General features: G+C 34.7%; 28 protein-coding genes and 1 tRNA gene. 14 read left to right on the top strand and 15 right to left on the bottom strand.

From position 1 onward, the window contains the following. Positions 1-109: 109 nt before the first annotated feature. The 7 genes from creD to WFZ85_RS00295 are packed head-to-tail and all read right to left on the bottom strand — an operon-like array spanning position 110 to position 4,557. On the bottom strand, positions 110-1,465 hold the full coding sequence (gene creD, locus WFZ85_RS00325) for a cell envelope integrity protein CreD (protein WP_342694293.1): 1,356 nt from the start codon (positions 1,463-1,465) through the stop codon (positions 110-112). Between the two features lie 21 nt (positions 1,466-1,486). Beyond that, a complete protein-coding gene (locus WFZ85_RS00320) occupies positions 1,487-1,798 on the bottom strand; it encodes a hypothetical protein (protein ID WP_342694292.1) in 312 nt (103 codons plus the stop codon). Between the two features lie 7 nt (positions 1,799-1,805). Further along, positions 1,806-2,456, bottom strand: a complete 651-nt coding sequence (locus tag WFZ85_RS00315; protein ID WP_342694291.1) for a DUF1361 domain-containing protein — start codon at positions 2,454-2,456, stop codon at positions 1,806-1,808. Between the two features lies 1 nt (position 2,457). Then, complete coding sequence (locus tag WFZ85_RS00310; protein ID WP_342694290.1) at positions 2,458-2,913, bottom strand: Coq4 family protein; 456 nt, start codon at positions 2,911-2,913, stop codon at positions 2,458-2,460. Positions 2,914-2,966: 53 nt separating this feature from the next. Then, on the bottom strand, positions 2,967-3,263 hold the full coding sequence (locus WFZ85_RS00305) for a winged helix-turn-helix domain-containing protein (protein WP_187658294.1): 297 nt from the start codon (positions 3,261-3,263) through the stop codon (positions 2,967-2,969). 3 nt (positions 3,264-3,266) lie between these two features. Further along, the gene (locus tag WFZ85_RS00300) at positions 3,267-3,929 is read right to left on the bottom strand and encodes a YiiX family permuted papain-like enzyme (protein WP_342694289.1); all 663 of its coding nucleotides are present in this window, start codon (positions 3,927-3,929) and stop codon (positions 3,267-3,269) included. 4 nt (positions 3,930-3,933) lie between these two features. Then, positions 3,934-4,557 (bottom strand): hypothetical protein, encoded by a 624-nt coding sequence (locus WFZ85_RS00295; protein WP_133532893.1) that lies wholly within the window; start codon positions 4,555-4,557, stop codon positions 3,934-3,936. An 83-nt stretch (positions 4,558-4,640) separates the two neighbouring features. On the opposite strand from WFZ85_RS00295, the gene WFZ85_RS00290 reads away from it, so the two are divergent. Then, on the top strand, positions 4,641-4,988 hold the full coding sequence (locus WFZ85_RS00290) for a DUF1801 domain-containing protein (protein ID WP_342694288.1): 348 nt from the start codon (positions 4,641-4,643) through the stop codon (positions 4,986-4,988). A 73-nt stretch (positions 4,989-5,061) separates the two neighbouring features. Here WFZ85_RS00290 and kdsA read toward each other — a convergent pair whose 3' ends face one another. Genes kdsA through WFZ85_RS00275 form a run of 3 tightly spaced genes read right to left on the bottom strand, consistent with a single transcriptional unit; the run spans position 5,062 to position 6,964 of the window. Then, positions 5,062-5,880: a 3-deoxy-8-phosphooctulonate synthase gene (gene kdsA, locus WFZ85_RS00285; protein WP_342694287.1), complete on the bottom strand. Its 819-nt coding sequence runs from the start codon at positions 5,878-5,880 to the stop codon at positions 5,062-5,064. 49 nt (positions 5,881-5,929) lie between these two features. Continuing rightward, entirely contained in the window at positions 5,930-6,388 is a 459-nt protein-coding gene (locus tag WFZ85_RS00280; protein WP_342694286.1) for a 2-dehydro-3-deoxyphosphooctonate aldolase, read from the bottom strand. 39 nt (positions 6,389-6,427) lie between these two features. Further along, the gene (locus tag WFZ85_RS00275) at positions 6,428-6,964 is read right to left on the bottom strand and encodes a DUF4199 domain-containing protein (protein ID WP_342694285.1); all 537 of its coding nucleotides are present in this window, start codon (positions 6,962-6,964) and stop codon (positions 6,428-6,430) included. 38 nt (positions 6,965-7,002) lie between these two features. Here WFZ85_RS00275 and WFZ85_RS00270 point away from each other — a divergent pair, with 38 nt between their 5' ends. Together WFZ85_RS00270 and WFZ85_RS00265 are read left to right on the top strand one after the other, a co-directional pair. Beyond that, positions 7,003-7,560, top strand: coding sequence for a YeeE/YedE family protein (locus tag WFZ85_RS00270; protein ID WP_342694284.1), 558 nt, complete (start codon positions 7,003-7,005; stop codon positions 7,558-7,560). Positions 7,561-7,563: 3 nt separating this feature from the next. Next, a complete protein-coding gene (locus WFZ85_RS00265) occupies positions 7,564-7,977 on the top strand; it encodes a DUF6691 family protein (protein WP_342694283.1) in 414 nt (137 codons plus the stop codon). 5 nt (positions 7,978-7,982) lie between these two features. On the opposite strand, the gene WFZ85_RS00260 is transcribed toward WFZ85_RS00265, so the two are convergent. Then, on the bottom strand, positions 7,983-8,663 hold the full coding sequence (locus WFZ85_RS00260; RefSeq protein WP_342694282.1) for a Crp/Fnr family transcriptional regulator: 681 nt from the start codon (positions 8,661-8,663) through the stop codon (positions 7,983-7,985). A 93-nt stretch (positions 8,664-8,756) separates the two neighbouring features. On the opposite strand from WFZ85_RS00260, the gene WFZ85_RS00255 reads away from it, so the two are divergent. Beyond that, positions 8,757-11,156: a heavy metal translocating P-type ATPase metal-binding domain-containing protein gene (locus WFZ85_RS00255; RefSeq protein WP_342694281.1), complete on the top strand. Its 2,400-nt coding sequence runs from the start codon at positions 8,757-8,759 to the stop codon at positions 11,154-11,156. Between the two features lie 47 nt (positions 11,157-11,203). Here the strand turns inward: WFZ85_RS00255 and WFZ85_RS00250 are convergent, their stop codons facing one another. After that, the gene (locus tag WFZ85_RS00250) at positions 11,204-11,932 is read right to left on the bottom strand and encodes a DUF6261 family protein (protein ID WP_342694280.1); all 729 of its coding nucleotides are present in this window, start codon (positions 11,930-11,932) and stop codon (positions 11,204-11,206) included. Between the two features lie 703 nt (positions 11,933-12,635). Between WFZ85_RS00250 and ccoS the strand changes: the two genes are divergently transcribed. The 8 genes from ccoS (at position 12,636) to WFZ85_RS00210 (ending at position 19,388) form a co-directional block, all read left to right on the top strand. Continuing rightward, a complete protein-coding gene (gene ccoS / locus WFZ85_RS00245; protein WP_342694279.1) occupies positions 12,636-12,845 on the top strand; it encodes a cbb3-type cytochrome oxidase assembly protein CcoS in 210 nt (69 codons plus the stop codon). A gap of 84 nt (positions 12,846-12,929) precedes the next feature. Next, positions 12,930-15,110, top strand: coding sequence for a cytochrome-c oxidase, cbb3-type subunit I (ccoN, locus tag WFZ85_RS00240; RefSeq protein ID WP_342694278.1), 2,181 nt, complete (start codon positions 12,930-12,932; stop codon positions 15,108-15,110). Positions 15,111-15,120: 10 nt separating this feature from the next. After that, entirely contained in the window at positions 15,121-15,288 is a 168-nt protein-coding gene (locus WFZ85_RS00235) for a CcoQ/FixQ family Cbb3-type cytochrome c oxidase assembly chaperone (RefSeq protein WP_342694277.1), read from the top strand. A gap of 16 nt (positions 15,289-15,304) precedes the next feature. Further along, the gene (locus WFZ85_RS00230; RefSeq protein WP_342694276.1) at positions 15,305-16,228 is read left to right on the top strand and encodes a cbb3-type cytochrome c oxidase N-terminal domain-containing protein; all 924 of its coding nucleotides are present in this window, start codon (positions 15,305-15,307) and stop codon (positions 16,226-16,228) included. Between the two features lie 21 nt (positions 16,229-16,249). After that, a complete protein-coding gene (ccoG, locus tag WFZ85_RS00225) occupies positions 16,250-17,668 on the top strand; it encodes a cytochrome c oxidase accessory protein CcoG (protein WP_342694275.1) in 1,419 nt (472 codons plus the stop codon). Positions 17,669-17,853: 185 nt separating this feature from the next. After that, complete coding sequence (locus WFZ85_RS00220) at positions 17,854-18,303, top strand: FixH family protein (RefSeq protein ID WP_342694274.1); 450 nt, start codon at positions 17,854-17,856, stop codon at positions 18,301-18,303. A 73-nt stretch (positions 18,304-18,376) separates the two neighbouring features. Further along, entirely contained in the window at positions 18,377-19,078 is a 702-nt protein-coding gene (locus tag WFZ85_RS00215; protein WP_342694273.1) for a sulfite exporter TauE/SafE family protein, read from the top strand. An 82-nt stretch (positions 19,079-19,160) separates the two neighbouring features. After that, the gene (locus tag WFZ85_RS00210) at positions 19,161-19,388 is read left to right on the top strand and encodes a YdcH family protein (RefSeq protein WP_342694272.1); all 228 of its coding nucleotides are present in this window, start codon (positions 19,161-19,163) and stop codon (positions 19,386-19,388) included. A gap of 78 nt (positions 19,389-19,466) precedes the next feature. Here WFZ85_RS00210 and hemN read toward each other — a convergent pair whose 3' ends face one another. Both hemN and katG read right to left on the bottom strand, forming a co-directional pair. Next, the gene (gene hemN / locus WFZ85_RS00205) at positions 19,467-20,831 is read right to left on the bottom strand and encodes an oxygen-independent coproporphyrinogen III oxidase (protein WP_342694271.1); all 1,365 of its coding nucleotides are present in this window, start codon (positions 20,829-20,831) and stop codon (positions 19,467-19,469) included. A gap of 139 nt (positions 20,832-20,970) precedes the next feature. Beyond that, positions 20,971-23,220: a catalase/peroxidase HPI gene (gene katG / locus WFZ85_RS00200; protein WP_342694270.1), complete on the bottom strand. Its 2,250-nt coding sequence runs from the start codon at positions 23,218-23,220 to the stop codon at positions 20,971-20,973. 484 nt (positions 23,221-23,704) lie between these two features. On the opposite strand from katG, the gene WFZ85_RS00195 reads away from it, so the two are divergent. Further along, a tRNA-Ser gene (locus tag WFZ85_RS00195) sits at positions 23,705-23,789 on the top strand. Between the two features lie 84 nt (positions 23,790-23,873). On the opposite strand, the gene WFZ85_RS00190 is transcribed toward WFZ85_RS00195, so the two are convergent. Continuing rightward, positions 23,874-24,365, bottom strand: coding sequence for a thermonuclease family protein (locus WFZ85_RS00190; protein ID WP_342694269.1), 492 nt, complete (start codon positions 24,363-24,365; stop codon positions 23,874-23,876). 93 nt (positions 24,366-24,458) lie between these two features. Here WFZ85_RS00190 and WFZ85_RS00185 point away from each other — a divergent pair, with 93 nt between their 5' ends. Beyond that, the gene (locus WFZ85_RS00185; protein ID WP_125012700.1) at positions 24,459-25,262 is read left to right on the top strand and encodes a hypothetical protein; all 804 of its coding nucleotides are present in this window, start codon (positions 24,459-24,461) and stop codon (positions 25,260-25,262) included. The last annotated feature ends 284 nt before the right edge of the window (positions 25,263-25,546 follow it).

The raw sequence follows: 25,546 nt of genomic DNA, 5'->3' as shown, positions 1-25,546 counted from the left end.
AGGAATTAAACTTATATTTTCTTAAAGGCCTTATATGGTTTAAAAACAAAAAGTCTCACAGAATATTTTGTGTAACTCTGTGAGAACTTTGTGAAACATTGTGCTACAACTACTTACTCCAATCAATTTTTCTTGAAAAATACATCACAGCCGCCAAAATAAAGAACAAACCAATACTTCCAGCAAGCAAAGCGTAATCCTCCATTTGGATAATCACAAAAATGAAAGCGTATAAAACCGAAAGCGATGTGGCAATAAACATCGGGAATTTTTTGTTTTTTAGAATGGAGACCGAATACAGCGTAATCAAAGCCACAACTGCAATTCCCGAAATTCCATATGCCAAACTGAAACTACTGTGTTCTGTAATTGAAATCAAAAGCGTGTAAAACATAATCAATGCAATTCCAATCATGGAATACTGAAAAATGTGGATAGTGATTTTGCTAATCGACTGGATTAGGAAGAAAATCAAGAACGTTAAACCAATAACAAGGAAACCATACTTAGAAACGCGCTCATTTTGCTGATATTCGTCCACTGTTTCAATTAATTTTACGCCAAAGAGATAATCATCCAAATCAGGTAAAACATTGCTGTATTGCTGCGAAAACGTTCTGTTGATGTCTAAAACTTTCCAATCGGCGTGAAAACCTTTCGCAGAAATGCTTTTTGTTGTGTCGTTTGAAGCAAAAGTCCCTTCAAAACTTGGCGATTGCCAATCAGAGTCGATAGAAACATTCGTTACTTTTCCAATTGGAACAAATTTCAAGCTGTTACTTCCGTTGTAAACAATGTTGAAATTAAAATTGATTTTGTCATTGGTTGCCAAATTTTTATAATCAAAAACCGATGTTGAAAGCAAACAATAATCGTTTTTGTAGTTGTTTTGAGGTTCGAACGAAAGTTTTTGACTGTTTAGTTCTACTTTCAATTCACTTTTGATACTTTTTAAATTGGTTGTTTTTACAATAATCGAAGCTTTATCCCAGAGAATATTTTCGGGAGCAATATTCAACTTTGCAAAATCGGGCGACGTAAAATTACCTTTAAAATTCATATTTGCCGTAAAGACAATTGGGTTAAAAATGCCTCGTTTCAACGACTCGTTTTTCATAACTTTGGATGAATTGGTCAACTCATTAGGAAAAAAGTAGGCATAATTGGTTGTTACCTTCTTCTGAATGGTTGTTGCGCCGGTTTTGGTATCGGTAACATTGTAATTTTCATACGAAGTGTAAGGGATTTTTAGAATCGGACCATAAAATTGAATATCGCTTCCCCAAAGATTAGAAACTTCTCGTGTGACTTCGTTTTTTCGTTGAGAACGTTCTGCGATTAAATCCTGAACAAAAAATAGCGGAATAAGTAATACTAAGGTCAAAAAACCTACCATAATCATTTTGGCAGTGGTCGATTGAAAGAATGTTTTTGGTTCTTGGTTTTGAATTTCTTGATTTTCCATGATGTTGAGTTTTATAATTGATTAAAATTTGTGAAATACTATGTAGATGTATAAAAGCGCGATTGGAAAATTAGCCAACATAATCAGCATTTTGATGGTTAAATCTTCGCGTTCATTGGGTTTGATGAAATACAGAAAGAGTAGATTCAGAAAGACCAGCAGATTTACTAAAAATGCAATAAGTAAATAGAAATAGCCAATAAAATAGAGCAATCCATATTCGGGAATAGCAAAATGCAATAAGAATAAAAGCGTTCCAATGCCAAAAGAACTAATCGCTAAATAGGTTGAAAATCCGGCAGATTTTTGATTTTCGTGTGAAAATGTTTCCATGAGTGAATTATTTAGAAGTAATATTTTTTTTAATCAAAAAGGCGAAATAGATGAAAATTCCAAACTGAATAGAGAAGAATAACGACGTTTTAGAAGTTGCCGCAGTAAAAAGGTCAACGATTAAATCGAACGGATTGCTAATGATATCCCAACTGTTGTAGCGAAGAATTCGTCCAACATAAATTCCGAAACCGCATAAAAACGAAATACAAAAAAGTGTTATAGAAGCATATTTTTTTGAAATAATCGTTTGGAGTGTTTTTTCAAAATGAGTAAGCGAAAGCAATCCCAATCCAAATCCAATCAAAGCATACGAACTGATAATGATTAAATCCAACCAAAAAATTATGCCATCAGAATTGTCCAAATGCACCAAATCGGTAATGATGTAAAATGAATTTGGGATAAACAAAAGCCAAATTATCAATAAAGCATAGCGTTTTAATTTGGAATTATTTTTTGCATCCAATGATTGAAAATAAGAACTCATAACATAGGGAACAAAAGCAAGAAACAGATTCCAAATCAGGAAAAATAAATAAACTGATTGGGTAATTTTGGCTCTTATCAAAAGCAATGAAAGACAATAAATGATGTACAGAAAAAGCGTTTGATTTACTTTTTTGTCTTGATGATACAGTTTTAAAGCAAAGTTCATATTATCGAATGTTAAAGGTGAATTGAATTTCTCTCAGCGATTTGTAAAGCATTTTTTCAAAAGCCAAATGGTAGAATTGATGTGCCTTTTGACCGCGTTTGTAATAGTTGTAAAACGTTTTCAGTCGGTTAGGGTAGAAAAGCGTTCCAACAAAAATTACCATAAACAGATAAGCGCTTTTTTTGCCGTTGCCTAGCAAATAATATTGCATTCCAATTTCTTCAATAACCGAAACTCCAGTGTTGGTCAACACATGAATGACATCGTGGTCTTCCAATTTGGGTTGCATTTCAAAGTTGTATTTCAATAAAAAACAACCCATGTGAAAACCCAAACTATCGTTGGGAAGCAAAATCAATTCTTTTGGAGTTATGTTCCAGGGTTCGTTCTTTTTGAAGAACTTTTGATAGGGTTTTTTACTCCATTCATACATTTTTTCGATGATTAAATCTCTCATAATTAATTTTAAAAGTACTTTGAATTTCAAAGTAAATGAATAAAAAAATAGCGTTAGTTTTTTGATAATAATTTTTCAAGCGCTTCAATATGTTCTTTGAACGCTTTTTTACCTTCGGTTGTGGCGATATAACGTGTGTTTGGTTTTTTACCAATAAATTGTTTTTCAATCATAATATAATTTTCTGTTTCCAATGCTTTGGTATGACTGGCAAGATTGCCATCGGTTACGCCAAGTAATTCTTTGAGCATATTAAAATCGGCACTTTCATTCACCATCAATACCGACATAATGCCAAGGCGTATGCGATGATCAAAGGCTTTGTTGATATTTTGGATGATGTTTTTCAATTTTTAATAAGTGTCAATAATAGTTTCTAAGAAAGTGGAATTTACCAATTGTGATGGTGCAACAACCTTTTCTTCTAATGGAATTTTATTTCCATAACGTTCTTTTAAAATTTTCTTTACTTTTTCGTCTGCTAAATTAAAGCTTTTCAATTTTTCCAACGAACATAGTTCTATTCCAGCTCCGTTTTTATAGATTTTCCATACCAATTCGGAGCAATAGATTTTATCGTCTGTCCATTCGAAATATAAATCATAATCTTTTTTGTCAAACTGTTTTCCGTAGTTTTTCATTTTAGAAATAACTTCTGGAGTTAAAATTTTAGAACTATTTTTCAGTCGCTTAACTAAATATTTATTGCCTTCACCATGTTTAATCCATTCGCTCAAAAGAGTAGTTTTAACAGGTTGAACAGCTTCAAAAACATATTTCTCACCCTTTATTTCATAAATAATTCCACAATGAGAAAACTTGGAATTGGTTGCAATTCGAACTGCTTCACATTGTTTTGATTGCGATGTTTGAAAAATGATATCGCCATCTTGAACTGATTGTTCGATTTTTTTATTAATTGTCGAAAAAGCTTTTTCAACTTGATTTGAATTGACTTTTGCAAAAACAAAAAAAGCAATCGATAATGTGGCGATGAGTGCAATTTTCTTTTTCATAAAATCAATTTCTATCATATTTAAAATACATCAACGCGCCATACACAACATGACAAACGCCAAAACCTAATGCCCAAAACAATAATCCATAACCTAAAAACCAAGTTGATAATAATCCCAAAATGATTAATGTTATTCCTAAATATCGAACATCGCCAAGAGTATATTTACTAGCATTGAGACAAGCCATTCCATAAAAAATCAGCATTAACGGAGCAACGAGACTTAAAATTTCTTTTTCAATTAGGAAAATGATGAAAAATCCTCCAGTCAATAATGGAATTAAAAAATTGATTAATAATCGTTTTGATGTTGGGTTCCACAAACTTTCATTTGCTTTTTTTGCTTTCTTCAAACTCAAAATCAATCCAGTTACAATTGATAAAACAATTACCGAAGCTGCAATGATGAATAATTTTACCACTGCTTCGTAGGATATGATTAACGTTCTGTATGAACCCATAGTCGAAGTGTCAAAGTAAATGGTTTTATAAGCTAACCATGCGCCAATTAGGGAATAAATTCCAGCCAATATTCCCGATAATCCACTTAATGAAATGAAGCGAGAAGATTGCGACATCATTTGTTTGATATCTTGAATGTCTTTAAGGTATTTTTCGTTTTCCATTTTAAAGTACTTTGAAAAACAAAGTAAATGATAATTTTTTCATTGACCAACTAATTTTTCGATTATTTTTGAAAAAAATCATCGTGAAGCCACAAGACCTTTATATACTGAACCAACCAGAAAAATACCGAGATATTTTATTGCATGTACTAGCAGTAGTGGAGCAAGTTGTTCCAGAGGCGACTTTGGAATATAAATGGAAAATTCCTTTTTTCTACCTAGATAAAAAACCATTTTGTTATTTAAATGCTAGTCACAAAAAGCAATTTGTGGATGTAGCATTTATGAAAGGATTTGAATTAAAAGAAAATCAGCAACACTTGGTTGCTGATAATGGTAGAAGTATGGTAAAATCATTACGCTATTCTAATTTGGAGGAAATTGATAATGAAATATTAATTTCTGTTTTGAAAGAAGCTAGTAAACTATGATTTGGTAATCGTTACCATTTGTCATTTAGATTTTCTTATTTTTATGTAGTATTGATTTTGATTTAAAAAAAAATTAAAATTGGTTAATTGTTTTTCTAATAGCCACTAAACGTGTCATTAATCCCTCAAAATAATCAAGATGTAACATGTTGGCGCCATCACTTTTTGCATTGGCTGGGTCAAAATGAGTTTCAATAAAAATACCATCCACACCAACAGCAATTCCTGCTTTGGCAATCGTTTCAATCATGTCAGGTCTTCCGCCAGTTACACCAGCAGTTTGATTGGGTTGTTGTAAAGAATGGGTTACATCTAAAACGGTAGTAGCGTATTGCTGCATGGTTGGAATCCCACGAAAATCAACAATCATATCTTGATAGCCAAACATCGTTCCCCTATCAGTTACCATTACGTTTTGGTTTTTGCAATCTAATACTTTTTGAACGGCATGTTTCATGCTTTCTGGACTCATGAATTGCCCTTTTTTAAGGTTAACTACTTTCCCAGTATTGGCTGCTGCAACGACTAAATCAGTTTGACGGACTAAAAAGGCTGGGATTTGTAAGATATCAACAAATTGTGCTGCTTTATCTGCATCTTCATTAGTATGAATATCAGTTACAGTAGGAATATGAAATGTTTCTGAAACTTTTCGAAGAATTTTTAATGCTTTCTCATCGCCAATACCTGAAAAACTATCAATTCTAGAGCGATTGGCTTTTTTAAACGATCCTTTAAAAACGTAAGGTATTTGTAATTTATCAGTAATTGTTACCAGTTTTTCTGCAATTTTCAATGCCATTTCTTCACCTTCAATAGCGCAAGGTCCAGCAAGTACAAAGAAGTTTCCACTGTTAGTGTTTTTAATTTGTGGAATAGAATTGATGTTCATAGTAAATGAAATTTTAGAAGCGCAAAGTTAACAATAATTTAGTTAGCCTTTATTTTTTAATTGAAAGACCAACGGGTACTTGTAAGTAGCCTTTTTCGTAAATATTGAGGTAAAGTTGAATTGGTGATTTTTGGCCTTCCCATTTCAATTCATATACATCTAAAAATCCTGCGCCCATTTCAGTACTTTTTGTGGGGAAAGGACAACAACTTTCCACTTTGGTAAAAGTGATTTTCTCTCCTTTTGGTCCAGCTAAAGCATTTAAAAAACGTTCTGCATTTAGATTTTCACTCTTTGTATTTTTATAAAAAACATTGACAGGATAATCTGGGTCATATCCATATTTTTTGTCTTTACTATATTCTGTGATTACAAAAGTATTGTTCTTTGTTAGCACAGGAATTGGTGCATTGTCATCTACATTTTTTAACGTGGATCGTGTGCTTACACAAGATGAAAAAAAAGAAATTAGAAGCACAAATAGAGCAAGATTACATTTTTTTTCCATGATTTAATTTTTTAAACACTTTACAATAACCATGCTACATTATTTTTTGGTTCCAATAAAGTAGGAAATAATAGTTCCAGTTACGATTCCTTTAGACAAAGCACCAAAAGCGCCTTCAATCATATAGGTTTTTAAATTGAAGAAAGTTTTGGCGGTTTCTAAACTCAGGTATTTATTTTTCACCTTGTAATCTATCATTGTCGTAAAAAAATCAGGTGAAATGCTTTTGTAAATTACAAACTGCGCTGCCGGCATTAAAATAGCAATTAAAAACGATAAAATAACGCTCGATACAAACCCTTGCGAAAATGTCATCTCACCATTATAGAAATATTTTTTCTTATCTTTTAAAGCCAAATAGTAAAATAGAATAGCAGGAAATGCAAAAAGACTGCTATATATCGCGTAATCTTTGATATAAATATCATGCAATCCAAAATATTTTTCTCCAATTGCCCATGCTAAAACTAGAAGAAGAAATCGAATGGTCCATCTTATTTCGATAGTACTGTTTTTCATTGAATATTTTAAAAGATTTTCAAAATTACCATATTTCTCATAAATATGAATGTTCATTAACTATATTATATTTCTATTTTTGCAAAAAAAAACATATGGAATTTTTAACACAAACGTGGCATTGGTCAATTTCCGGATTTTTGATAGGAATGGTTATGTTGACTTTAAATTATTTTGGAAAAGTTTTTGGGATGTCGTCAAATCTTCGCTCTTTCTGTTCCATGACTGGCGTTGGAAGGAAAGTGTCTTTTTTTGACTGGGATTGGAAATCACAACGCTGGAATTTAGCGGTTGTTTTTGGGGCAATGATTGGCGGGTTTGTAGCGGTTCATTTTTTAAGTGATGCATCAAACGTAACTTTAAATCCTAAAACAATAGCACAACTAACCACGATAGGTATTGACGCTCCAAACGGAAAGTTGTTGCCCGATACTTTATTTGGCAATGAAATAGTTGGCTCTCCCAAGATGATTTTTATGCTACTAATTGGTGGGATTCTTATAGGATTTGGTTCGCGATATGCCGGTGGTTGCACTTCGGGTCATGCCATCGCCGGAATGAGTAATTTACAATTACCATCGTTGAAAGCGGTTCTTGGTTTCTTCATTGGTGGTTTAATCATGTCACATTTTATTTTACCCTTACTATTTTAGTCTATGAAATTTATTAAATATATAATCGTTGGTTTTGTTTTTGGAGTGGTTTTAACCAAGGCAGAAGCAGTTTCTTGGTACCGAATTTATGAAATGTTTCAGTTTCAATCCTTTCATATGTATGGCATTATTATGACCGCTATTGCTACGGGATTGATAGGCATTCAGCTTATTAAAAGAAAAAAATGGAAAGATTTCAATGGCAATCTTTTTTACATCCAAGATAAAGAAAAAGGAAACACTCGGTATTGGGTTGGAGGTATAATTTTTGGATTGGGTTGGGCTATGGTTGGCGCTTGTCCTGGGCCAATTTTTATACTTTTAGGTGCAGGCTTTTTTGGTGTGGGACTAATTTTACTAGGTGCTATTTTCGGGACGTTTTTATATGGAGTTATCAAAGATAAATTGCCGCATTAATTAGGTTATTCTGCTAATCGCTTTAGCTTTATTTTGTCTATAATTTTTATTTTTTTACCAATTAATTGAATCAGTCCACTTTTGTTAAATTCTGAAAGCAGTCTGATGCAACTTTCGGTGGCAGTTCCTATCATTCCTGCTAATTCCTCGCGAGATAATTGCAAGCGAAGCAACCCATCTTTTTCGATGCCAAAAGTTTCTTCTAAATAAATTAGTGTTCCTGCCAATCGTTCTTTAACGCTTTTTTGAGCCATGGCTACCATGATATCATCGGCTTCTTTTAAATCACCACAAATGTTTTTCATCACATCCATAGAAAATTTATTGTTTTCAGTAAAAAACTGGATGACTTCATTTTTTGGAATAAAACAAACTTCCATGTCTTCTAAGGCAACCGCACTCAAGTTCGCAGGTTCTTCACTGATAACAGAACGCTGACCCAGTAAATCGCCCGACTTCACTAATTTCACAATTTGGTCCTTGCCATTGGAGCTTAATTTGGAAAGTTTACATACGCCTTCTTTTATACAATAAATCCCATTGGTTATATCTCCTTCTTCAAAAATAGGCTGACCTTTTTTTATGGTGTATGATGTTTTACAATCAGCCATTTTGTGCAATTCGTCTTTAGTTAGCACTTTTAAAGAGCTAAATTGTCTTACGATACATTGTTCACACTTGCCCATAGCAGTTAGAAATTATTTCTACAAATATATGTAAAAGTATGATATTTATCATTTTTTAATCAAGCTCATAATAGCACTTTTGCACAAGGTAAAATGAGCAAATTAGTGGATATAAAAGCATCTCAATGCTATCATTGTGGTAGCGATATCATTAAGAAAGACGAAGTTTTTTTTGATGAAAAGCAGTTTTGTTGCAACGGTTGTAAAACGGTATACGAAATTTTTAGTCAAAATGATTTAACGTGTTATTACGATTTTCAAGCTTCGCCAGGTGCAACACCTCAAGACATAAAAGGAAAGTTTGATTTTTTAGCCAATGAAAGTATTGTTGATACACTTTTAGAATTTAATGAAGATAAAACACATATTGTTTCACTATATATTCCTCATATTCACTGTAGTTCGTGTATTTGGATTTTGGAAAATTTACAAAAGCTTCAATCGGGAATTGGTGCGTCACAAGTAAATTTCCCTGAAAAAAAAGTGCGAATAACCTATAATCCACAAAAAACATCGCTACAATCTATTGTGGAAATGCTCTGTTCGATTGGCTACGAACCCTATATTAGTTTGGATAATTTTGATGAAGGCAAGAAGAAAGTCGATCGTTCTTTGATTTATAAGATTGGTGTTGCTTTCTTTTGTTTTGGCAATATTATGTTGCTGTCGTTCCCTGAATATTTTGAAGTCAATGAGTTTTGGATTGAGCAATACCGCGATTTTTTTCGATGGCTGATTTTTGCACTGTCTTTGCCTGCTTTTATTTATTCCGCTTCCGGATATTATGTTGCCGCTTGGAAAAGTATCAAACAGGGCATGTTGAACATCGAAGTGCCAATTGCTCTGGGTATTGTTGTGATGTTTATTCGAAGTACGGTAGATATCATTTTCAACTACGGACAAGGTTTTTTTGATAGTATGTGTGGATTAATTTTCTTTATGTTATTAGGAAAATTATTCCAGCAAAAAACCTACGATTTTCTCTCCTTTGAACGGGATTACAAATCCTATTTTCCCATTGCAATAACGAAAGTTTTACCCAATGGAACGGAAGTTTCAGTACAAGTATACGACATTAAAAAAGGCGATCGATTACTCATCAGAAATCAAGAGCTTATTCCTGTTGATGGTATCATGATTTCTGAAAACGCCACCATTGACTACAGTTTTGTTACCGGAGAAGCCGTTCCAATTAGTAAGAAATCGGGCGACAAGATTTTTGCAGGAGGAAAACAACTAGGGAAAGTCATTGAAATTGAAGTGCTTTTTTCGGTTTCCAATAGTTATTTGACTCAGTTGTGGAGCAATGATGTTTTCCAGAAACGAGTAGAACAACAACATAAATCCATCACCGATAAAATCAGTCGTTATTTCACGCCGGCTTTACTGGGACTTTCAGTAGTTTCTTTTTTATACTGGGTTTTTATTGATGTTGCCACAGCGTTTAATGTTTTTACCGCTATTCTTATTGTGGCTTGTCCTTGTGCATTGGCTTTAACCGCTCCGTTCACACTCGGCAATGTACTTCGCATTATGGGCAACCGAAAATTATACCTTAAAAATGCGCTCGTAATTGAGCAATTGGCAAAAGTAGATACGATTGTTTTTGATAAAACAGGTACAATCACCACCAATAAAAAAACATCCATAACCTATGAAGGCGAAGCACTGAATGATTTTGAATTAAAATTATTGTTCAACACGTTGCGTGGTTCCAATCACCCGTTGAGTAGACGATTGTATGAATTTATTTCGGTGCACGAAAAAATAGCACCCATTCATTTTGAAGAAACCCTTGGAAAAGGAATTGAAGCGGAGTTCACAGAAGGAAAAGTAAAACTCGGGTCTTCTCAATTTTTGAAACACCTGAGTGAAAATACCCATAAGAAAACTAAAGTCCATGTCGAAATAAATGGCGTATACAAAGGAAGTTATGTTTTTAATAATCAGTATCGAAAGGGATTAGAAACCTTATTCGAAAAATTGGCTGCGCACTATAATTTAGTTGTCTTATCAGGCGATAACGATGGCGAACGCAAAATTTTAGAGAAAATGTTACCTGCTAACACCTCTTTGGTTTTCAATCAAAAACCCGAACAAAAACTCGATTTTATTAAACAATTACAAGACCACGGTAACAATGTCATGATGATTGGTGATGGTTTAAACGATGCTGGAGCGTTGGCACAAAGCAATGTGGGGATTTCAATATCAGAAAATGTCAATGTTTTTTCGCCCGCTTGCGATGGTATCTTAGACGCGTCTCAATTTGAAAAAATCAGTTTTTTTCTTGCCTATTCTAAAAACGCAATGCTTACTATTTATATGAGTTTTATATTGTCGTTAGTCTATAATATAGTAGGACTTGCTTATGCTGTTTCGGGCAATTTGTTGCCGATAGTTGCCGCCATTATTATGCCTTTAAGCACCATCACCATTGTAAGTTTTGTGACGCTGATGAGTAACTTTTTTGCTCGAAGAAAATACCACTAAACCCCATAAAAAAAACCTCCATCGCTGGAGGTTTCTTGTGCTACTGATTAGCCATTATCTTCGCCTCCGTCGCGGCGCGCAATGATGTCGGCAAAGTTTTTTCTAACGGTGTTAATCGTGCTCAACATCGGGGTGTAATAAGTAGCCGGTGCTGGCTCTACTTTGGCCATCGTGAGTACATAGTTAATTAAGTTGTTATACAACGTCATGGTGTTTTTGCGCACCAGTTTCATGTTGATTTTTTCTTCCTCTGACTCTTCTGTGCTTCGGGTGGAATATTTATCTTTAAAAGCTTCGTTGCTGGTTTTAATTTCTTCCACATAATCATCAAGGTCTAAAAAAGTAACCAACGACGAATATTTGGCACTGCGTAAATCTTGTACCAAATTATCAACCGCATTGCTCTGCGCTTCATAGTTGAGCTTGGTAATATTTTTATACACCGACCAAAGGTTGTTTAATTTGGTATACGCATCGCGTTCTTGCGCATTTTTGGTTAAAGAAAAAGCTCTAAACTTTCGTCTGTAAATGGCCAAATCCGTATCGCGAAGGCTATCTAATCGCTCAATCTCTCTGGTTTCATCATTTTTTTGGGTCTGCAATAGTCCTTTGTCATAAATAACTAATTCCGCTACGAGCTGACTAGCGTAGCCCTTCACATTAACATCGGTGTTGAGGTCGATGCCCTTGGTTTCTAAATCTTTTAAAGTAGATTTAACGATTTGACCTCCTTCTATTAAGGTCAATCTTGATAGGTTGCATTTTTGTAGTACCATAGCGTTAAAATTTTATGATTAATGACCTAAAAGTAAAAAAATGGATATAAAATAGATAGTATTTTAACTACTTTTTAAGATTTTGTGCCAATAGACTTGCTTTTCATCGGAATCCTGCGGATTCGAGTAGAAATCAATTGACTTGGGGCTGAATCCTGCGGATTCGAGTAGAAATCAATTGACTTGGAGCTGAATCCTGCGGATTCGAGTAGAAGTCAATTGCTTTGGAGCTGAATCCTGCGGATTCGAGTAGAAATCAATTGATTTGGGGCTGAATCCTGCGGATTCGAGTAGAAATCAATTGCTTTGGAGCTGAATCCTGCGGATTCGAGTAGAAATCAATTGACTTGAGGCTGAATCCTGCGGATTCGAGTAGAAGTCAATTGACTTGGAGCTGAATCCTGCGGATTCGAGTAGAAATCAATTGACTTGGAGCTGAATCCTGCGGATTCGAGTAGAAGTCAATTGACTTGGAGCTGAATCCTGCGGATTCGAGTAGAAATCAATTGACTTGGAGCTGAATCCTGCGGATTCGAGTAGAAATCAATTGACTTGGAGCTGAATCCTGCGGATTCAGGGTATGGTTTTTTTGTATTTGCGCCGATTCCTCATTGGTAAAAAAAGAATCTTTTTCCGCAACCATGACAAATATCATATTTTACCCCGAGGCGTACTCCTAATTTTGTCTCACACAATTAGAGGTATGAGTGTCATTTATTTATTAATCTCCATCAGTATTATCGTCGCTATTGCGTTTTTATACGCTTTTTTACGAGCCGTAAAAACCGGTCAGTATGACGACGACTATACGCCATCAGTAAGAATGCTTTTTGATGATGAATTGGTGAAAAGCGGGGAGAGGGAAGAGGAAAGCGGCGAGAAGAGAAAAAAGAATATAGAGAATAGAAAATAGACATCACCAAAACGTGACACGAGCGCAAAGGGCGATTGGCGAAGCAAACTTTAAACATAAAATAGAAACCAAAATAAATTAAAAATGGAAATGCAACAATTTTATTACGACAACAAAATTGTAAAGAAATTTATCTACGCAACGATAGTCTTCGGTTTAGTAGGGATGTTAGTAGGGCTTTTACTAGCTACTTTGTATCTCTTTCCTAATTTAACTGACGGAATATCCTATTTGAGTTATGGACGTTTACGACCTTTACATACCAATGCCGTTATTTTTGCCTTTGTAGGTAACGCGATGTTCGCCGGAGTCTATTACTCTTTACAACGGCTACTGAAAGCGCGAATGTTCAGTGATTTTTTAAGTAATCTTCACTTTTGGGGATGGCAATTGATCATCGTTGCTGCGGCAATAACGTTACCATTAGGCTATTCTACTTCAAAAGAATATGCCGAGTTGGAATGGCCAATTGATATTGCTATCGCTTTGATTTGGGTGGCTTTTGGTATCAACATGATTGGAACTATCTTAAAAAGGAGAGAACGCCATCTTTATGTAGCCATTTGGTTCTATATCGCTACGTTTATTACGGTGGCTGTGTTGCATATTTTTAATAGTTTGGAATTGCCGGTTTCTGCACTAAAAAGTTATTCGGTTTATGCCGGCGTGCAAGATGCGTTGGTGCAATGGTGGTATGGACATAATGCCGTGGCTTTTTTCTTGACGACACCTTTCCTTGGGATGATGTATTATTTTGTGCCAAAAGCGGCAAATCGTCCGGTATATTCTTATCGATTATCCATCATTCACTTTTGGTCTTTAATCTTCATTTATATTTGGGCCGGACCACACCATCTATTATATTCTTCCTTACCCGATTGGGCTCAAAATCTTGGCGTAGTGTTCTCCATCATGTTGATTGCGCCATCTTGGGGTGGAATGATTAACGGATTGTTGACCTTGCGTGGTGTTTGGGATAAAGTGCGCACGGACTCGGTTTTGAAATTTTATGTAGTAGCTATTACAGGTTATGGTATGGCTACTTTTGAAGGACCAATGCTTTCGCTAAAAAATGTGAATGCGATTGCGCACTTTACCGATTGGATTATTGCGCACGTTCACGTGGGTGCATTGGCGTGGAACGGATTTTTAATCTTCGGGATGATTTATTGGTTGATACCACGAATGACGAAAACCAAATTGTATTCAGAAAAATTAGCCAATTTTCACTTTTGGATTGGAACATTAGGTATCATTTTGTATTCGTTACCTATGTATGTGGCCGGATTTACACAAGCTTCTATGTGGAAACAATTTAAGCCCGATGGCACCTTACAATATGGTAACTTCCTCGAAACGGTGACCCAAATCATGCCGATGTATTGGATGAGAGCCATCGGAGGAACGTTATATTTAACAGGACTGATTGTATTGATTTATAATATTGTGAAAACCGTAAAAGCGGGAAGCCCAATTGAAGATGAACTAGCTGAAGCGCCTGAATTGACTAAAATTGCAGCCGGAAGATTGAAAGGAGAAAAATTCCACCCTTGGTTAGAAAGACGTCCTATTCAATTGACTTTATTGGCTACGGTCGCTATATTGATAGGTGGAATTATTCAAATTGTACCTACGATTATGGTGAAATCCAATATTCCTACTATCGCAGCAGTGAAACCTTATACACCGTTAGAATTAGAAGGTCGCGATTTATACATCCGTGAAGGCTGTGTAGGTTGTCACTCCCAAATGATTAGACCGTTCCGTTCCGAAGTAGTGCGCTATGGCGAATACTCAAAATCAGGAGAATATGTGTATGATCATCCCTTTCTTTGGGGTTCAAAAAGAACAGGACCCGATTTGCATCGCGAAGGAGGAAAATACAATGACAACTGGCATTTTAACCACATGTGGAATCCGCAGAGCACTTCGCCAGGTTCTATCATGCCGGGTTACAAATGGTTGTATGCTAATAAACCTATGGATTATTCTGATACAGAAGCCAAAATGAAAGCCATGCAAACGCTAGGTGTTCCTTATACTGATGCCGAAATTGCCAATGCCAAACAAAGTATCGAAAAGCAAGCGGCTACCATTGAAAAAAACCTGTATAATGACCCCGATTTTGTAAAATCCTATGACGATAGTAAGAAAAAAGCAGCGGCAAAAGGGGAAGCTTTTGTGCCGATGAAAGATAGAGAAATAGTAGCGTTGATAGGTTATCTACAACGATTAGGAACAGATATCAAAGTAAAAAACAAATAAACAGGAAGTCATGCTAAAATTTATCAAACATAATTTAGAAACTATAGATGGCGTTGCCATTTTTCCCATCATTTCCTTGTTGATTTTCTTTACTTTTTTTGTGGGTTTGTTTGTTTGGGTCTATACCTATAAAAAAGAAACCATCAAAGAGTTGAGTGAATTACCAATTAAAGAATAATTAAAAGTAGATACATATGAAAAAATTAATTCCAGTATATGTTAGAGTACCCGTGATTTTTGCCTTTGTTTTTGGCGCCATGGAATATTTTATCGACTCAGGCGAACAACCTGCCTTTATCAAATTCCCAATGATAGGTTTGTTTTTACTTGTATTTCTTTTCTTGTTGATTGCTATCGAAATCGTAGCAAACGCAGTGGATAATGTTACCTATCATTTGCTGACAGAAGAGCAAAAGAAACAACTAGAAGAAGCACAAGAAATTTCATTTACAGAAAGTAAGTTCTTTAAAAATATGGTAAGCAAATTAACCCGCACCAAAGCAATTGAGCAAGAAGCAGACGTCATGCTCGATCATAATTATGATGGCATTAGGGAGTTAGACAACGTGCTTCCACCGTGGTGGGTTTACCTTTTTTATGGCACCATTATTTTTGCAGGTATCTATTTAGTGCGTTTTGAAGTCATGGGCGATTATGACCAAAAACAAGAATTTGAAACCGAAATGAAAGTAGCAAAAGCCGCTGTCGATGAGTACCTGAAAACAGCACCTGATATGATGAGTAAAGAAAAAGTAACGTTATTAACAGACGCTTCTAGCTTGGCACAAGGAAAAACGCTTTATACTACCAATTGTGTGGCGTGTCATCGTGCTGATGGCGGTGGACAAATAGGACCAAATCTTACCGATAAACACTGGATTCTTGGTGGTGGAATTAAAAATGTATTCAACACTATCATGGAAGGTGGACGAGACGGCAAAGGAATGGTGGCATGGAAAGCCTCTATAAAACCATCAGATATTCAAAAAGTAGCGAGTTATGTGCTTTCATTACAAGGCACAAATCCAAAAGATGCAAAACCGACAGAACCAGAAGCAGTAGAGTGGAAGGAAGCGGCAATCGCTACCGTAGATAGTACAAAAATAGCCGCGAAATAAAAGGTTTAAAAAATAGAAAACATGTCCGATTTCAATGATGATAGTTTTAGAGATAGTATAGGTACTATTGATGCAACGGGAAAAAGAGCTTGGGTATTTCCAAAAATTCCAAAAGGAATATTATATGAACGCAGAAAATGGCTTAGTTATTTTTTATTGCTATTCTTAATTTCTGCGCCCTTTATAAAAGTAAACCATCATCAGTTTATGATGTTCAATGTGTTAGAACGTCGTTTTACCATTTTTGGTTTTCCTTTTTGGCCCCAAGATTTTCACCTGTTTGTGATTATCATGATTATTGGAGTAGTAGGATTGGCGTTGTTTACAGTCGCTTTCGGACGTATTTTTTGTGGTTGGTTTTGTCCACAAACTATTTTTATGGAAATGGTTTTTCGTCGTATCGAGTTTTGGATTGATGGCGATAGAGGAGCACAAATTCGGTTAGCCAAACAAGAATGGAACGCAGAAAAAATCAGAAAGCGTTTGCTCAAATGGTTTATCTTTTTTCTAGTTTCCTTTGGTATTGCCAATGTTTTTTTAGCTTATCTGATTAGTAGCGATAAATTATTGTTGCTGATAAAAGAAGGTCCTTTTAGTAATACAAGTACGCTAATTGCTTTATTAATTTTTACTGGGGTATTTTATTTTATTTATGCCTGGTTTAGAGAGCAAGTTTGTATTATCGCTTGTCCTTATGGCAGAATGCAAGGTGTTTTATTAGACAATAAATCAATTAATGTTGCCTATGATCATGTTCGTGGCGAAAAGGAAACAGGAAGAGCTAAATTTAACAAAAACGAAGACAGAGCTGCCACAGGCAAAGGGGATTGTATAGATTGTGGTTTGTGTGTAAACGTTTGTCCCACGGGAATTGATATTCGCAACGGAACGCAGTTAGAATGTATCAATTGCACGGCTTGCATCGATGAGTGTGACACGATGATGGAGCATGTAGGTTTGCCCAAAGGTTTGATACGGTATGCCAGCGAAGATGAAATTGTTAAAAAAGAACGTTTTCAATTCACAACCCGAATGAAAGGTTATGCCGCAATTTTAGCCATTTTAACAGGTGTATTTATTGGAATGCTTTTCCTTAGAAACGAAGTAGAGGCAACAGTTTTAAGATTGCCAGGAGAATTGTTTCAGCATGACGGAGACAAAATCAGTAATGTTTATACCTACAAGATTGTAAATAAGACGTCCATTGATTTTGAAAAAGTACACATCGAATTAGTTTCTCCAAAAGGAGTAATAAAAATGGTTGGAAAACAGTACTTCAAAGTGCCCAAAGAAGGCATAACAGAAGGAACTTTGTTTGTTGAAATTGATCAAGCCGTTTTAGAAAGTGATAAAACCAAATTGCTACTTGAAATTTATAATGACAATACATTAATAGATAGCGAAACGACTAATTTCCTTGGACCTAGGAGTTTCGATTAAAAAATGAAAAACTATTTAATTTTAAACACATAGAAACATAGCATTATTGTAGCTATTTAAAGGTAGCATAGAAATTTTATTTTCACATAGCTAGTTAATCTTTATTGAGCAAAGCGTCTTTTAAGTTTTGTTTTTCTATGCATCTATGTGTTTCAATTTTGTAATAAGACTAAAAAAATAGAAAAATGAAAATTAATTGGGGAACAGGCATTGTGATTGCCTTCGCATTGTTTATGAGCTTTATTCTATACTTTGTTTTCAAAGTACAATCGGATAGTAAATATGATAACGAATTGGTAACAGAGGAATATTATAAAAAAGAAATTAAGGTTGAAAGCGACATGCAGAATACTAAAAATGCTAACAACTTAAAAGTACAAGTAGCTATAAAAAATACTGAAAAAGGTATTCAGATTACTTTTCCAAATGATTTGGATTTTAAGAAAATTAAAGGAACTGTATCCCTTTATAGACCGTCAAACCAAAAACTGGATTTTGATACACCCATTTCACTTTCCGGTCCTGATTTGCTCATACCTAAAAACAATCTGGTTGGCGGTTTATGGGATATTGCTGTAGAATGGAATTATGAGGGCAAAACCTATTTGAATAAAGAATCAATTTATTTTCAATAATAGAATATCTAATTTTAGATATTAAATATCAAAATAAAAAATCCAATATCTAATATCTAAAATCTAAAATCTAATGCTCTACACCGCACTCATTTTTGGATTACTATCTAGTTTACACTGCATTGGCATGTGTGGACCTATTGCCATGATGTTGCCTGTGGACAGAAACAATCCAGCCAAGAAAACGGTTCAAATACTACTTTATCATGCAGGACGATTAACTTCCTATGTTATACTTGGATTAGTATTCGGTTTGTTAGGAAGAGGTTTGTATGTAGCTGGAATGCAACAACAAATTTCAATAGTGGTAGGTGTTTTCATGATTGTTTTAGCCATTGTGCCCGAGAAAGTTTTTGCTAGATATAATTTTTCAAGACCTATTTATAATTTGATTTCAAAAGTCAAAACAAGTTTGGGTAGTCAATTCAAACGCAAAAGTCCCGATGCGCTTTTCACCATAGGATTGCTCAATGGTTTTTTGCCCTGCGGAATGGTCTATGTAGCATTATTTGGGGCTATTGCCATGCAAAATGTGATGTTAAGTATGACTTATATGTTATTCTTTGGTTTGGGAACTATTCCTTTAATGAGTGCGGTAGTGTATATTAGTAATTTTCTATCTTTTCCTTTTAGAAATAAAGTACAAAAAGTAATTCCTCTTGTTACGATTATTATCGGATTTCTATTCGTTATGCGCGGTTTGGGATTAGATATAGCCTATGTTTCTCCAAGTACTACCAATTTATTCGTTCAATCAACTGCCCATTGTAAATAAAATTTTTAAACAATTTTAAACAACCATAAACGCTCTTAAACAATTTTAAACACTCTTGAATAACCATAAACAATTATAAAAAATGGATAAACACGATTTAAAACACGAATTTCCCGAATATCAAGATAAAATTCACGACCTAAAAGTTTCAAATGCCGCTTTTAGAAAACTTTTTGACGAATATCACGAAGTAGAACATCAAATTCATCGCATCAATATGGGTTCAGAAATTGCAAACGATAATTTTGTGCATGAACTAAAAGCTAAATTACTCTTCATGAAAGACGAACTTTACGCCTATTTAAAATGAAATGGATTGCTGTCATTCACAAAACAAGCCACATTAAAAATGCAACTTTCGTTTTTGTTTTGCAAGTAAACAGATAGGTTAAACTGTCATCGAAAAAAGCTTCGTTTCTGGAGCTTTTTGTTTTAAACGCAAGTCAAAAGCCATACAGATATTGCGAATAAATGGTTTTCCTTTTTCAGTAATAACAAGGTAATTTTCACTTATAACAAGTAAACCGTCTTTTTCCATTTCAGTCAATTGGTTTAAAACATCGGGCAAAGCAGTAAAATAGTTTTTAGCATGATGCCAAGAGGTGCTAAACTGACACATTAAATTTAGTATATGTTTACGGATGATTAAATCTTCCTCCGTTAATAGATGACCTCTAAAAACGGGTAATTCGTTTTGCTCTAATCTTGCGTAATAGGCTTCTAGTTCTTTTTCGTTTTGAGCAAATCCATACCAACTATCGCTGATGGAAGAAACACCCAAACCTATCATGAGTTGCGTTTTAGAAGAAGTATATCCCATGAAATTACGATGCAATTCACCATTTTTAAAAGCCTTAAAAAGTGCGTCATCTTGTAGCGCAAAGTGATCCATCCCAATTTCTTGATATCCTTTTTGAGCTAATAATTTTTTCCCCACTTCATATAATTGTCTTTTTTTATCGTCTTTCGGAACATCTTCATCTTTAAAACCACGTTGACCGTTACCTTTTATCCAAGGCACATGCGCATAGCTATAAAATGCAATTCTATCAGGTGATAACGATTTGGTTTTTTCAATAGTATCGATCACATTTTCTAAAGTCTGAAATGGTAAACCAAAAATCAAATCGTGTGAAATAGAAGTATACCCAATTTCCTTTGCCCAAAAAGTAACTTTTGCTACATCGTGGAAAGATTGCTTTCTGTGAATAGCATTTTGTACTTGTTCAGAATAGTCTTGTACACCAAAACTAACGCGTCTAAAGCCAAGATTATAGAGGGTTTGTAAATGAGTTCGCGAAGTATTATTGGGATGTCCTTCAAAACTAAACTCATATGCTGATGATTTTTTAGCTGTTTTGAAAATGCCATTAATTAAAGTAGCTAAATTTTCAGCAGAAAAAAAAGTAGGTGTTCCACCACCAAGATGTATCTCTTTGATAATCGGTGTTTCGGGAAATGCAGCGCAATACAGTTTCCATTCTTTAAGTAAAGCCTCGATATAAGGATGTTCTACTTCATGACGCTTGGTAATACGCTTGTGGCAACCACAAAAAGTGCATAAACTTTCACAAAAAGGAAGATGAATATATAAACTGATGCCTTCGCTTTGATTGCTTTCTTGAAAACTCTGTAAAAATGATTTTTCCCAATTATAGATACTAAAACTAGTTTCGTCCCAGTAAGGCACAGTAGGATAACTGGTATATCTCGGGCCAGCTACATTATATTTTTGTACTAATGAGATTGACATATTTACAATTTTCAAAAAGTCAAATTTAGCAGTAGTGGTTTTAATTTAAAATGATAATTATCATAAAAGAGAAAAGTAATTATAACAAAAAAGGTGCTCTCGAAAGACCACCTTTAACTATTTCAAATGATACTATTGATTAGTTCAAATCAAAACGATCTAAATTCATAACTTTAGTCCATGCAGCAACAAAATCAGCGACAAATTTTTCTTGTCCGTCAGTGGATGCATATACTTCGGCCAACGCTCTTAACTCAGTGTTGGAACCAAAGATTAGGTCAGCACGCGTTCCAGTCCATTTTAAAGCGCCAGTATTTCTATCACGACCTTCAAAAGTTTCTTGAGCATCATCTGTTGCTTTCCAAGTTGTGCTTAAGTCCAACAAATTGGTGAAGAAATCATTGGTTAACGTTTCTGGTCGTTTTGTGAAAACGCCATGTCTAGACATATCAAAATTAGTATTTAATACTCTCATTCCACCTAATAATACTGTCATTTCGGGAGCAGTAAGTGTTAACAATTGCGCTCTGTCTAGCAACATTTCTTCGGCTGAAACGGTATAACGTGTTTTAACATAGTTTCTAAAACCATCAGCTTGAGGTTCTAAAACTCCAAAAGACTCTACATCAGTTTGTTCTTGTGAAGCATCGCCTCTACCAGGTGTGAATGGCACAGAAATAGTATGTCCAGCGTTTGCTGCTGCTTTTTCAACGCCAACACAACCTGCTAAAACAATTAAATCAGCAATTGAAACTTGTTTTTCTCCAGTGAAATTTCTGTTAAAATCACTTTGAATTGTTTCCAAAGTAGCTAAAACAGTGCTTAATTGAGAAGGATTATTTACATCCCAGTTTTTTTGTGGCGCAAGACGAATTCTTCCGCCGTTAGCTCCACCACGTTTATCTGAACCACGGAAAGTTGACGCCGAAGCCCAAGCCGTCCCTACTAATTGAGAAACAGATAAACCAGAATTTAAGATAGTGGTCTTTAAATTAGCAATATCAGTAGCATCAATTAATTTATGAGTTACTGCTGGAATTGGATCTTGCCAAATTAATTCTTCTTTTGGTACTTCTGGACCTAAATAACGGGTAATTGGTCCCATATCGCGGTGCGTTAATTTAAACCATGCTCTTGCAAAAGCATCGTCAAATTCAGCTGGATTTTCTAAAAAGCGTCTTGAAATTTTTTCGTAAATAGGATCAAATCGTAAGGAAAGATCCGTTGTCAACATGATAGGTGTGTGACTTTTTGATGAGTCGAAAGCATCAGGAACAATTCCTTTACCAGCGTCACCTTTTGGTTTCCATTGGTGTGCGCCAGCTGGACTTTTGGTTAATTCCCACTCAAAACCGAATAAGTTCTCGAAATAATTATTACTCCACTTTGTTGGTGTAGTAGTCCATGCGCCTTCTAAACCACTTGTAATGGTGTCGCCGCTATGTCCTTTTCCGAAGGAGTTTTTCCAGCCTAAACCTTGTTCTTCAATAGGTGCGCCAGCCGGTTCTGGACCAACATATTGGCTTGGATCTGCAGCACCATGAGTTTTTCCTAAAGTATGTCCGCCGGCAATTAATGCAACAGTTTCTTCATCGTTCATGGCCATGCGACCAAAAGTTTCACGAATATCGTGAGCAGCCAAAAGCGGGTCAGGGTTACCATTTGGTCCTTCAGGATTTACATAAATCAATCCCATTTGAACGGCAGCCAATGGATTTTCCAATTCTCGATTACCTGAATAGCGCTGGTCATCTAACCATTTGCCTTCGCTTCCCCAATAAATATCTTCTTCTGGTTCCCAAACATCTGCTCTTCCTCCTGCAAATCCAAAAGTTTTAAATCCTGAATTTTCAAGGGCAACATTACCAGTTAATATCATTAAATCAGCCCATGAAATTTTTTGGCCATATTTTTGTTTGATTGGCCAAAGTAGCAAGCGCGCTTTATCTAAATTAGCATTATCAGGCCAACTGTTTAATGGAGCAAAACGCAAAGTGCCTGCGCCAGCACCACCACGACCATCAGCGATGCGATAAGTTCCTGCGCTATGCCATGCCATACGGATGAAAAATCCAGCATAACTACCATAGTCTGCAGGCCACCAATCTTGAGAATTTGTCATAAGTTCATTAATATCTTTTTTCAAAGCATTAAAATCTAAACTATTAAATGCTTTTGCATAATCAAATTTTTCACCCATTGGGTTGGATAAAGATGAGTTTTGACGCAAAATATTTAATTTCAATTGGTTTGGCCACCAATCTTGATTTCTGGTTCCATTACCAGCACTTTTCTTCAATGAACCGCCCATAAAAGGGCATTTTGCCTCACTATTGACATTGTAACTAGTTGTACTTTGTGAGGGATTTTGTTCTTTATTATTATCCATAAATTTATGTATTTTAAAATTTTATAACTTTTGCTAATGTACCATTAATTTACGTATGGATTTTTATTTTTAATAGATAAAAACTATACAATACGTTTACATCTCTTATCTTTGTATTATTTCACTTTTTGTTTTGATAGAAACTTAAGTGATATTCTATTATTATGATTGAACATTCGATTTTAATTAGTTTAACACATAGAGCACATTTTTTCTTTATTTTGAGTTTGTTCTGTTCGAAATAGTGATGAAAAATTACAAGTCACTTGTTTTATTAAGCAAATAAATTATTGTTTCGAACTTTTTTGTTAGTCAAATAAAATTATATCAGTTATAATTTTGCATATTCAAAAGTTAACTAACGCATTATTAATTGAATAGTTTAACGATATTATTTTATAAAATTATTTTGATTAAAACTTTTTGCAAAAAGAAAAAGGTTGTTATATTTGCAACCGCATTACGAAAGTAGTTACCACATGATGGAGAAATGGCAGAGTGGTCGATTGCGGCAGTCTTGAAAACTGTTGACTGTAACAGGTCCGGGGGTTCGAATCCCTCTTTCTCCGCAGAATTAAAACCCTAACAATTGATTATCAATTAGTTAGGGTTTTTTATTTCTAGTCCTAGCCCACATTTAGTCCACAATCAATTTAAAATCTATTTACCAAAGAATACAAGCCTTTTAAGCTGTTTTTAGCTTGTAAATTCCATTCTTGATACAATGGAAGCATTTCACAGAAAACATCGTTATATGGCTTTGCATAGCCTTCTTTTATCATAATTTCGTTTAAAACTCTACCATCATTTAAAATAAGATAGCCTAAATGTCTTCCGTATTTATCAACTAAATTATTTTGTTCCTGTACTAATGTGCAATAATCACCTAAATTAACTTGATCTTTTAAAAAGTTAAATGATAAATAACCTAATTTGATTAATAGTGCAGCTGGAACTTGCAACTCTTTTTCATCTTGTTTTATCTTATTACAATAATTTATTTCGGGTGCATCAATACCTAAAAATCTAACTTCAAATTCCTTTTTTGAAATAATATCTTCTAAAATAATTCCATCACCATCAACAAACTTTACAATTTTCAGAAGGTTTTTTTTAATCGTGGTTTCTTTTGCGTTAAAATGCATTATTTTACTTTATTTAATACGTTGTAAATCAGTGCTTTATGTTGTAAATTTAAATGAAATTTTTCACAAAACATAATTATTTTTTTTAAGCTTATGGCTCAACAAAAAGGACATGTTAAATATGTCGGGACGTTAGGAGAAGTTCGTCACTTCAAAATTAAAGGTAACACTGGTTACTATGCAGGATTAAAAGGTGGACCAACAGGAGAGCAAGTAAAAACCGCTCCGGGTTTTGTCCGTACTCGTGAAAACATGTCTGAGTTTGCAGCATGTGCAATGGCAGGAAAATCTGTTAGAATTGCTTTATCAGCTTTAATGAAACAAATGACTGATAGCCAATTTACAGGTAGATTAACTGCTATTATGAAAAAAATAAATATTGAAGATGGTTCAGAAGCTAGAGGACAAAGAGCTGTCTTGGTTTCACAACAACCTCAATATTTAAGAGGATTGGATTTTAATAAGAACATTTCTTTTAATGGTATTCTTAGTGCTCCATTTACATTAACTGCAACAGTTGATAGAAATGAAAGTACTTTATCATTACCAGCTTTTAATCCAATGAGTTTTTTAAATGTTCCATCAGGAGCAACACATTTTAGAATTATCAATGCCTTAGCTGCTGTATCGGATTTTGTTTATAATCCTGCTACAAGTGCTTATGAGCCTGCTGAACCAACATTAAACGAGTTATCAGATATCGCCTATTCTGCTTATACTCCTGTTAATGCTGTTACTTCATTAATTGATATTACAGCAACTTTGCCAGGTTCTCCAACCTTAACAACTAATATTGCTGTTTTAGGTTGTGTTGGAATTGAGTTTTATCAAGAAGTTGGAGGAAATTACTACTTATTCAATGCAGGTAACGCAATGAAAGTTCAAGAAGTATTCTAAAAAGACCATCAGTTTGCAAGTTTGCAAAGTCTGCAATGTTGCAAAGTAAACCCTTTCGAAAGAGAGGGTTTTTTATTTTGCACTAATTTATCTATAATCCGCACTCATATAGGAGTTACGGTGCATTTAAGTACGGAATATCTACGAATTAAGAAAAAAAAGAACAACCGTTTTTTTATCCATTCCACAATCGCAAGGAAGCCCGAAACTTTCCATTCAAAAATCAACATTCGGATTGGTTAAAATTTGAGCTGTTTTTTTTGAAATAATGCCTACCGCTTAAT

It is taken from the genome of Flavobacterium aureirubrum, from assembly GCF_038739835.1.
In the GTDB taxonomy this organism is placed as follows: Bacteria; Bacteroidota; Bacteroidia; order Flavobacteriales; family Flavobacteriaceae; genus Flavobacterium; species Flavobacterium aureirubrum.
This window is presented reverse-complemented; position numbering and strand designations above follow the sequence as displayed.

Excerpts from the sequence above, each read along its gene's own strand:
- creD (WP_342694293.1), bottom strand. The coding sequence starts at position 1,465 with ATGGAAAATCAAGAAATTCAAAACCAAGAACCAAAAACATTCTTTCAA.
- WFZ85_RS00320 (WP_342694292.1), bottom strand. The coding sequence starts at position 1,798 with ATGGAAACATTTTCACACGAAAATCAAAAATCTGCCGGATTTTCAACC.
- WFZ85_RS00315 (WP_342694291.1), bottom strand. The coding sequence starts at position 2,456 with ATGAACTTTGCTTTAAAACTGTATCATCAAGACAAAAAAGTAAATCAA.
- WFZ85_RS00310 (WP_342694290.1), bottom strand. The coding sequence starts at position 2,913 with ATGAGAGATTTAATCATCGAAAAAATGTATGAATGGAGTAAAAAACCC.
- WFZ85_RS00300 (WP_342694289.1), bottom strand. The coding sequence starts at position 3,929 with ATGAAAAAGAAAATTGCACTCATCGCCACATTATCGATTGCTTTTTTT.
- WFZ85_RS00295 (WP_133532893.1), bottom strand. The coding sequence starts at position 4,557 with ATGGAAAACGAAAAATACCTTAAAGACATTCAAGATATCAAACAAATG.
- kdsA (WP_342694287.1), bottom strand. The coding sequence starts at position 5,880 with ATGAACATCAATTCTATTCCACAAATTAAAAACACTAACAGTGGAAAC.
- WFZ85_RS00280 (WP_342694286.1), bottom strand. The coding sequence starts at position 6,388 with ATGGAAAAAAAATGTAATCTTGCTCTATTTGTGCTTCTAATTTCTTTT.
- WFZ85_RS00275 (WP_342694285.1), bottom strand. The coding sequence starts at position 6,964 with ATGAACATTCATATTTATGAGAAATATGGTAATTTTGAAAATCTTTTA.
- WFZ85_RS00270 (WP_342694284.1), top strand. The coding sequence starts at position 7,003 with ATGGAATTTTTAACACAAACGTGGCATTGGTCAATTTCCGGATTTTTG.
- WFZ85_RS00265 (WP_342694283.1), top strand. The coding sequence starts at position 7,564 with ATGAAATTTATTAAATATATAATCGTTGGTTTTGTTTTTGGAGTGGTT.
- WFZ85_RS00260 (WP_342694282.1), bottom strand. The coding sequence starts at position 8,663 with ATGGGCAAGTGTGAACAATGTATCGTAAGACAATTTAGCTCTTTAAAA.
- WFZ85_RS00255 (WP_342694281.1), top strand. The coding sequence starts at position 8,757 with ATGAGCAAATTAGTGGATATAAAAGCATCTCAATGCTATCATTGTGGT.
- WFZ85_RS00250 (WP_342694280.1), bottom strand. The coding sequence starts at position 11,932 with ATGGTACTACAAAAATGCAACCTATCAAGATTGACCTTAATAGAAGGA.
- ccoS (WP_342694279.1), top strand. The coding sequence starts at position 12,636 with ATGAGTGTCATTTATTTATTAATCTCCATCAGTATTATCGTCGCTATT.
- ccoN (WP_342694278.1), top strand. The coding sequence starts at position 12,930 with ATGGAAATGCAACAATTTTATTACGACAACAAAATTGTAAAGAAATTT.
- WFZ85_RS00235 (WP_342694277.1), top strand. The coding sequence starts at position 15,121 with ATGCTAAAATTTATCAAACATAATTTAGAAACTATAGATGGCGTTGCC.
- WFZ85_RS00230 (WP_342694276.1), top strand. The coding sequence starts at position 15,305 with ATGAAAAAATTAATTCCAGTATATGTTAGAGTACCCGTGATTTTTGCC.
- ccoG (WP_342694275.1), top strand. The coding sequence starts at position 16,250 with ATGTCCGATTTCAATGATGATAGTTTTAGAGATAGTATAGGTACTATT.
- WFZ85_RS00220 (WP_342694274.1), top strand. The coding sequence starts at position 17,854 with ATGAAAATTAATTGGGGAACAGGCATTGTGATTGCCTTCGCATTGTTT.
- WFZ85_RS00215 (WP_342694273.1), top strand. The coding sequence starts at position 18,377 with ATGCTCTACACCGCACTCATTTTTGGATTACTATCTAGTTTACACTGC.
- WFZ85_RS00210 (WP_342694272.1), top strand. The coding sequence starts at position 19,161 with ATGGATAAACACGATTTAAAACACGAATTTCCCGAATATCAAGATAAA.
- hemN (WP_342694271.1), bottom strand. The coding sequence starts at position 20,831 with ATGTCAATCTCATTAGTACAAAAATATAATGTAGCTGGCCCGAGATAT.
- katG (WP_342694270.1), bottom strand. The coding sequence starts at position 23,220 with ATGGATAATAATAAAGAACAAAATCCCTCACAAAGTACAACTAGTTAC.
- WFZ85_RS00190 (WP_342694269.1), bottom strand. The coding sequence starts at position 24,365 with ATGCATTTTAACGCAAAAGAAACCACGATTAAAAAAAACCTTCTGAAA.
- WFZ85_RS00185 (WP_125012700.1), top strand. The coding sequence starts at position 24,459 with ATGGCTCAACAAAAAGGACATGTTAAATATGTCGGGACGTTAGGAGAA.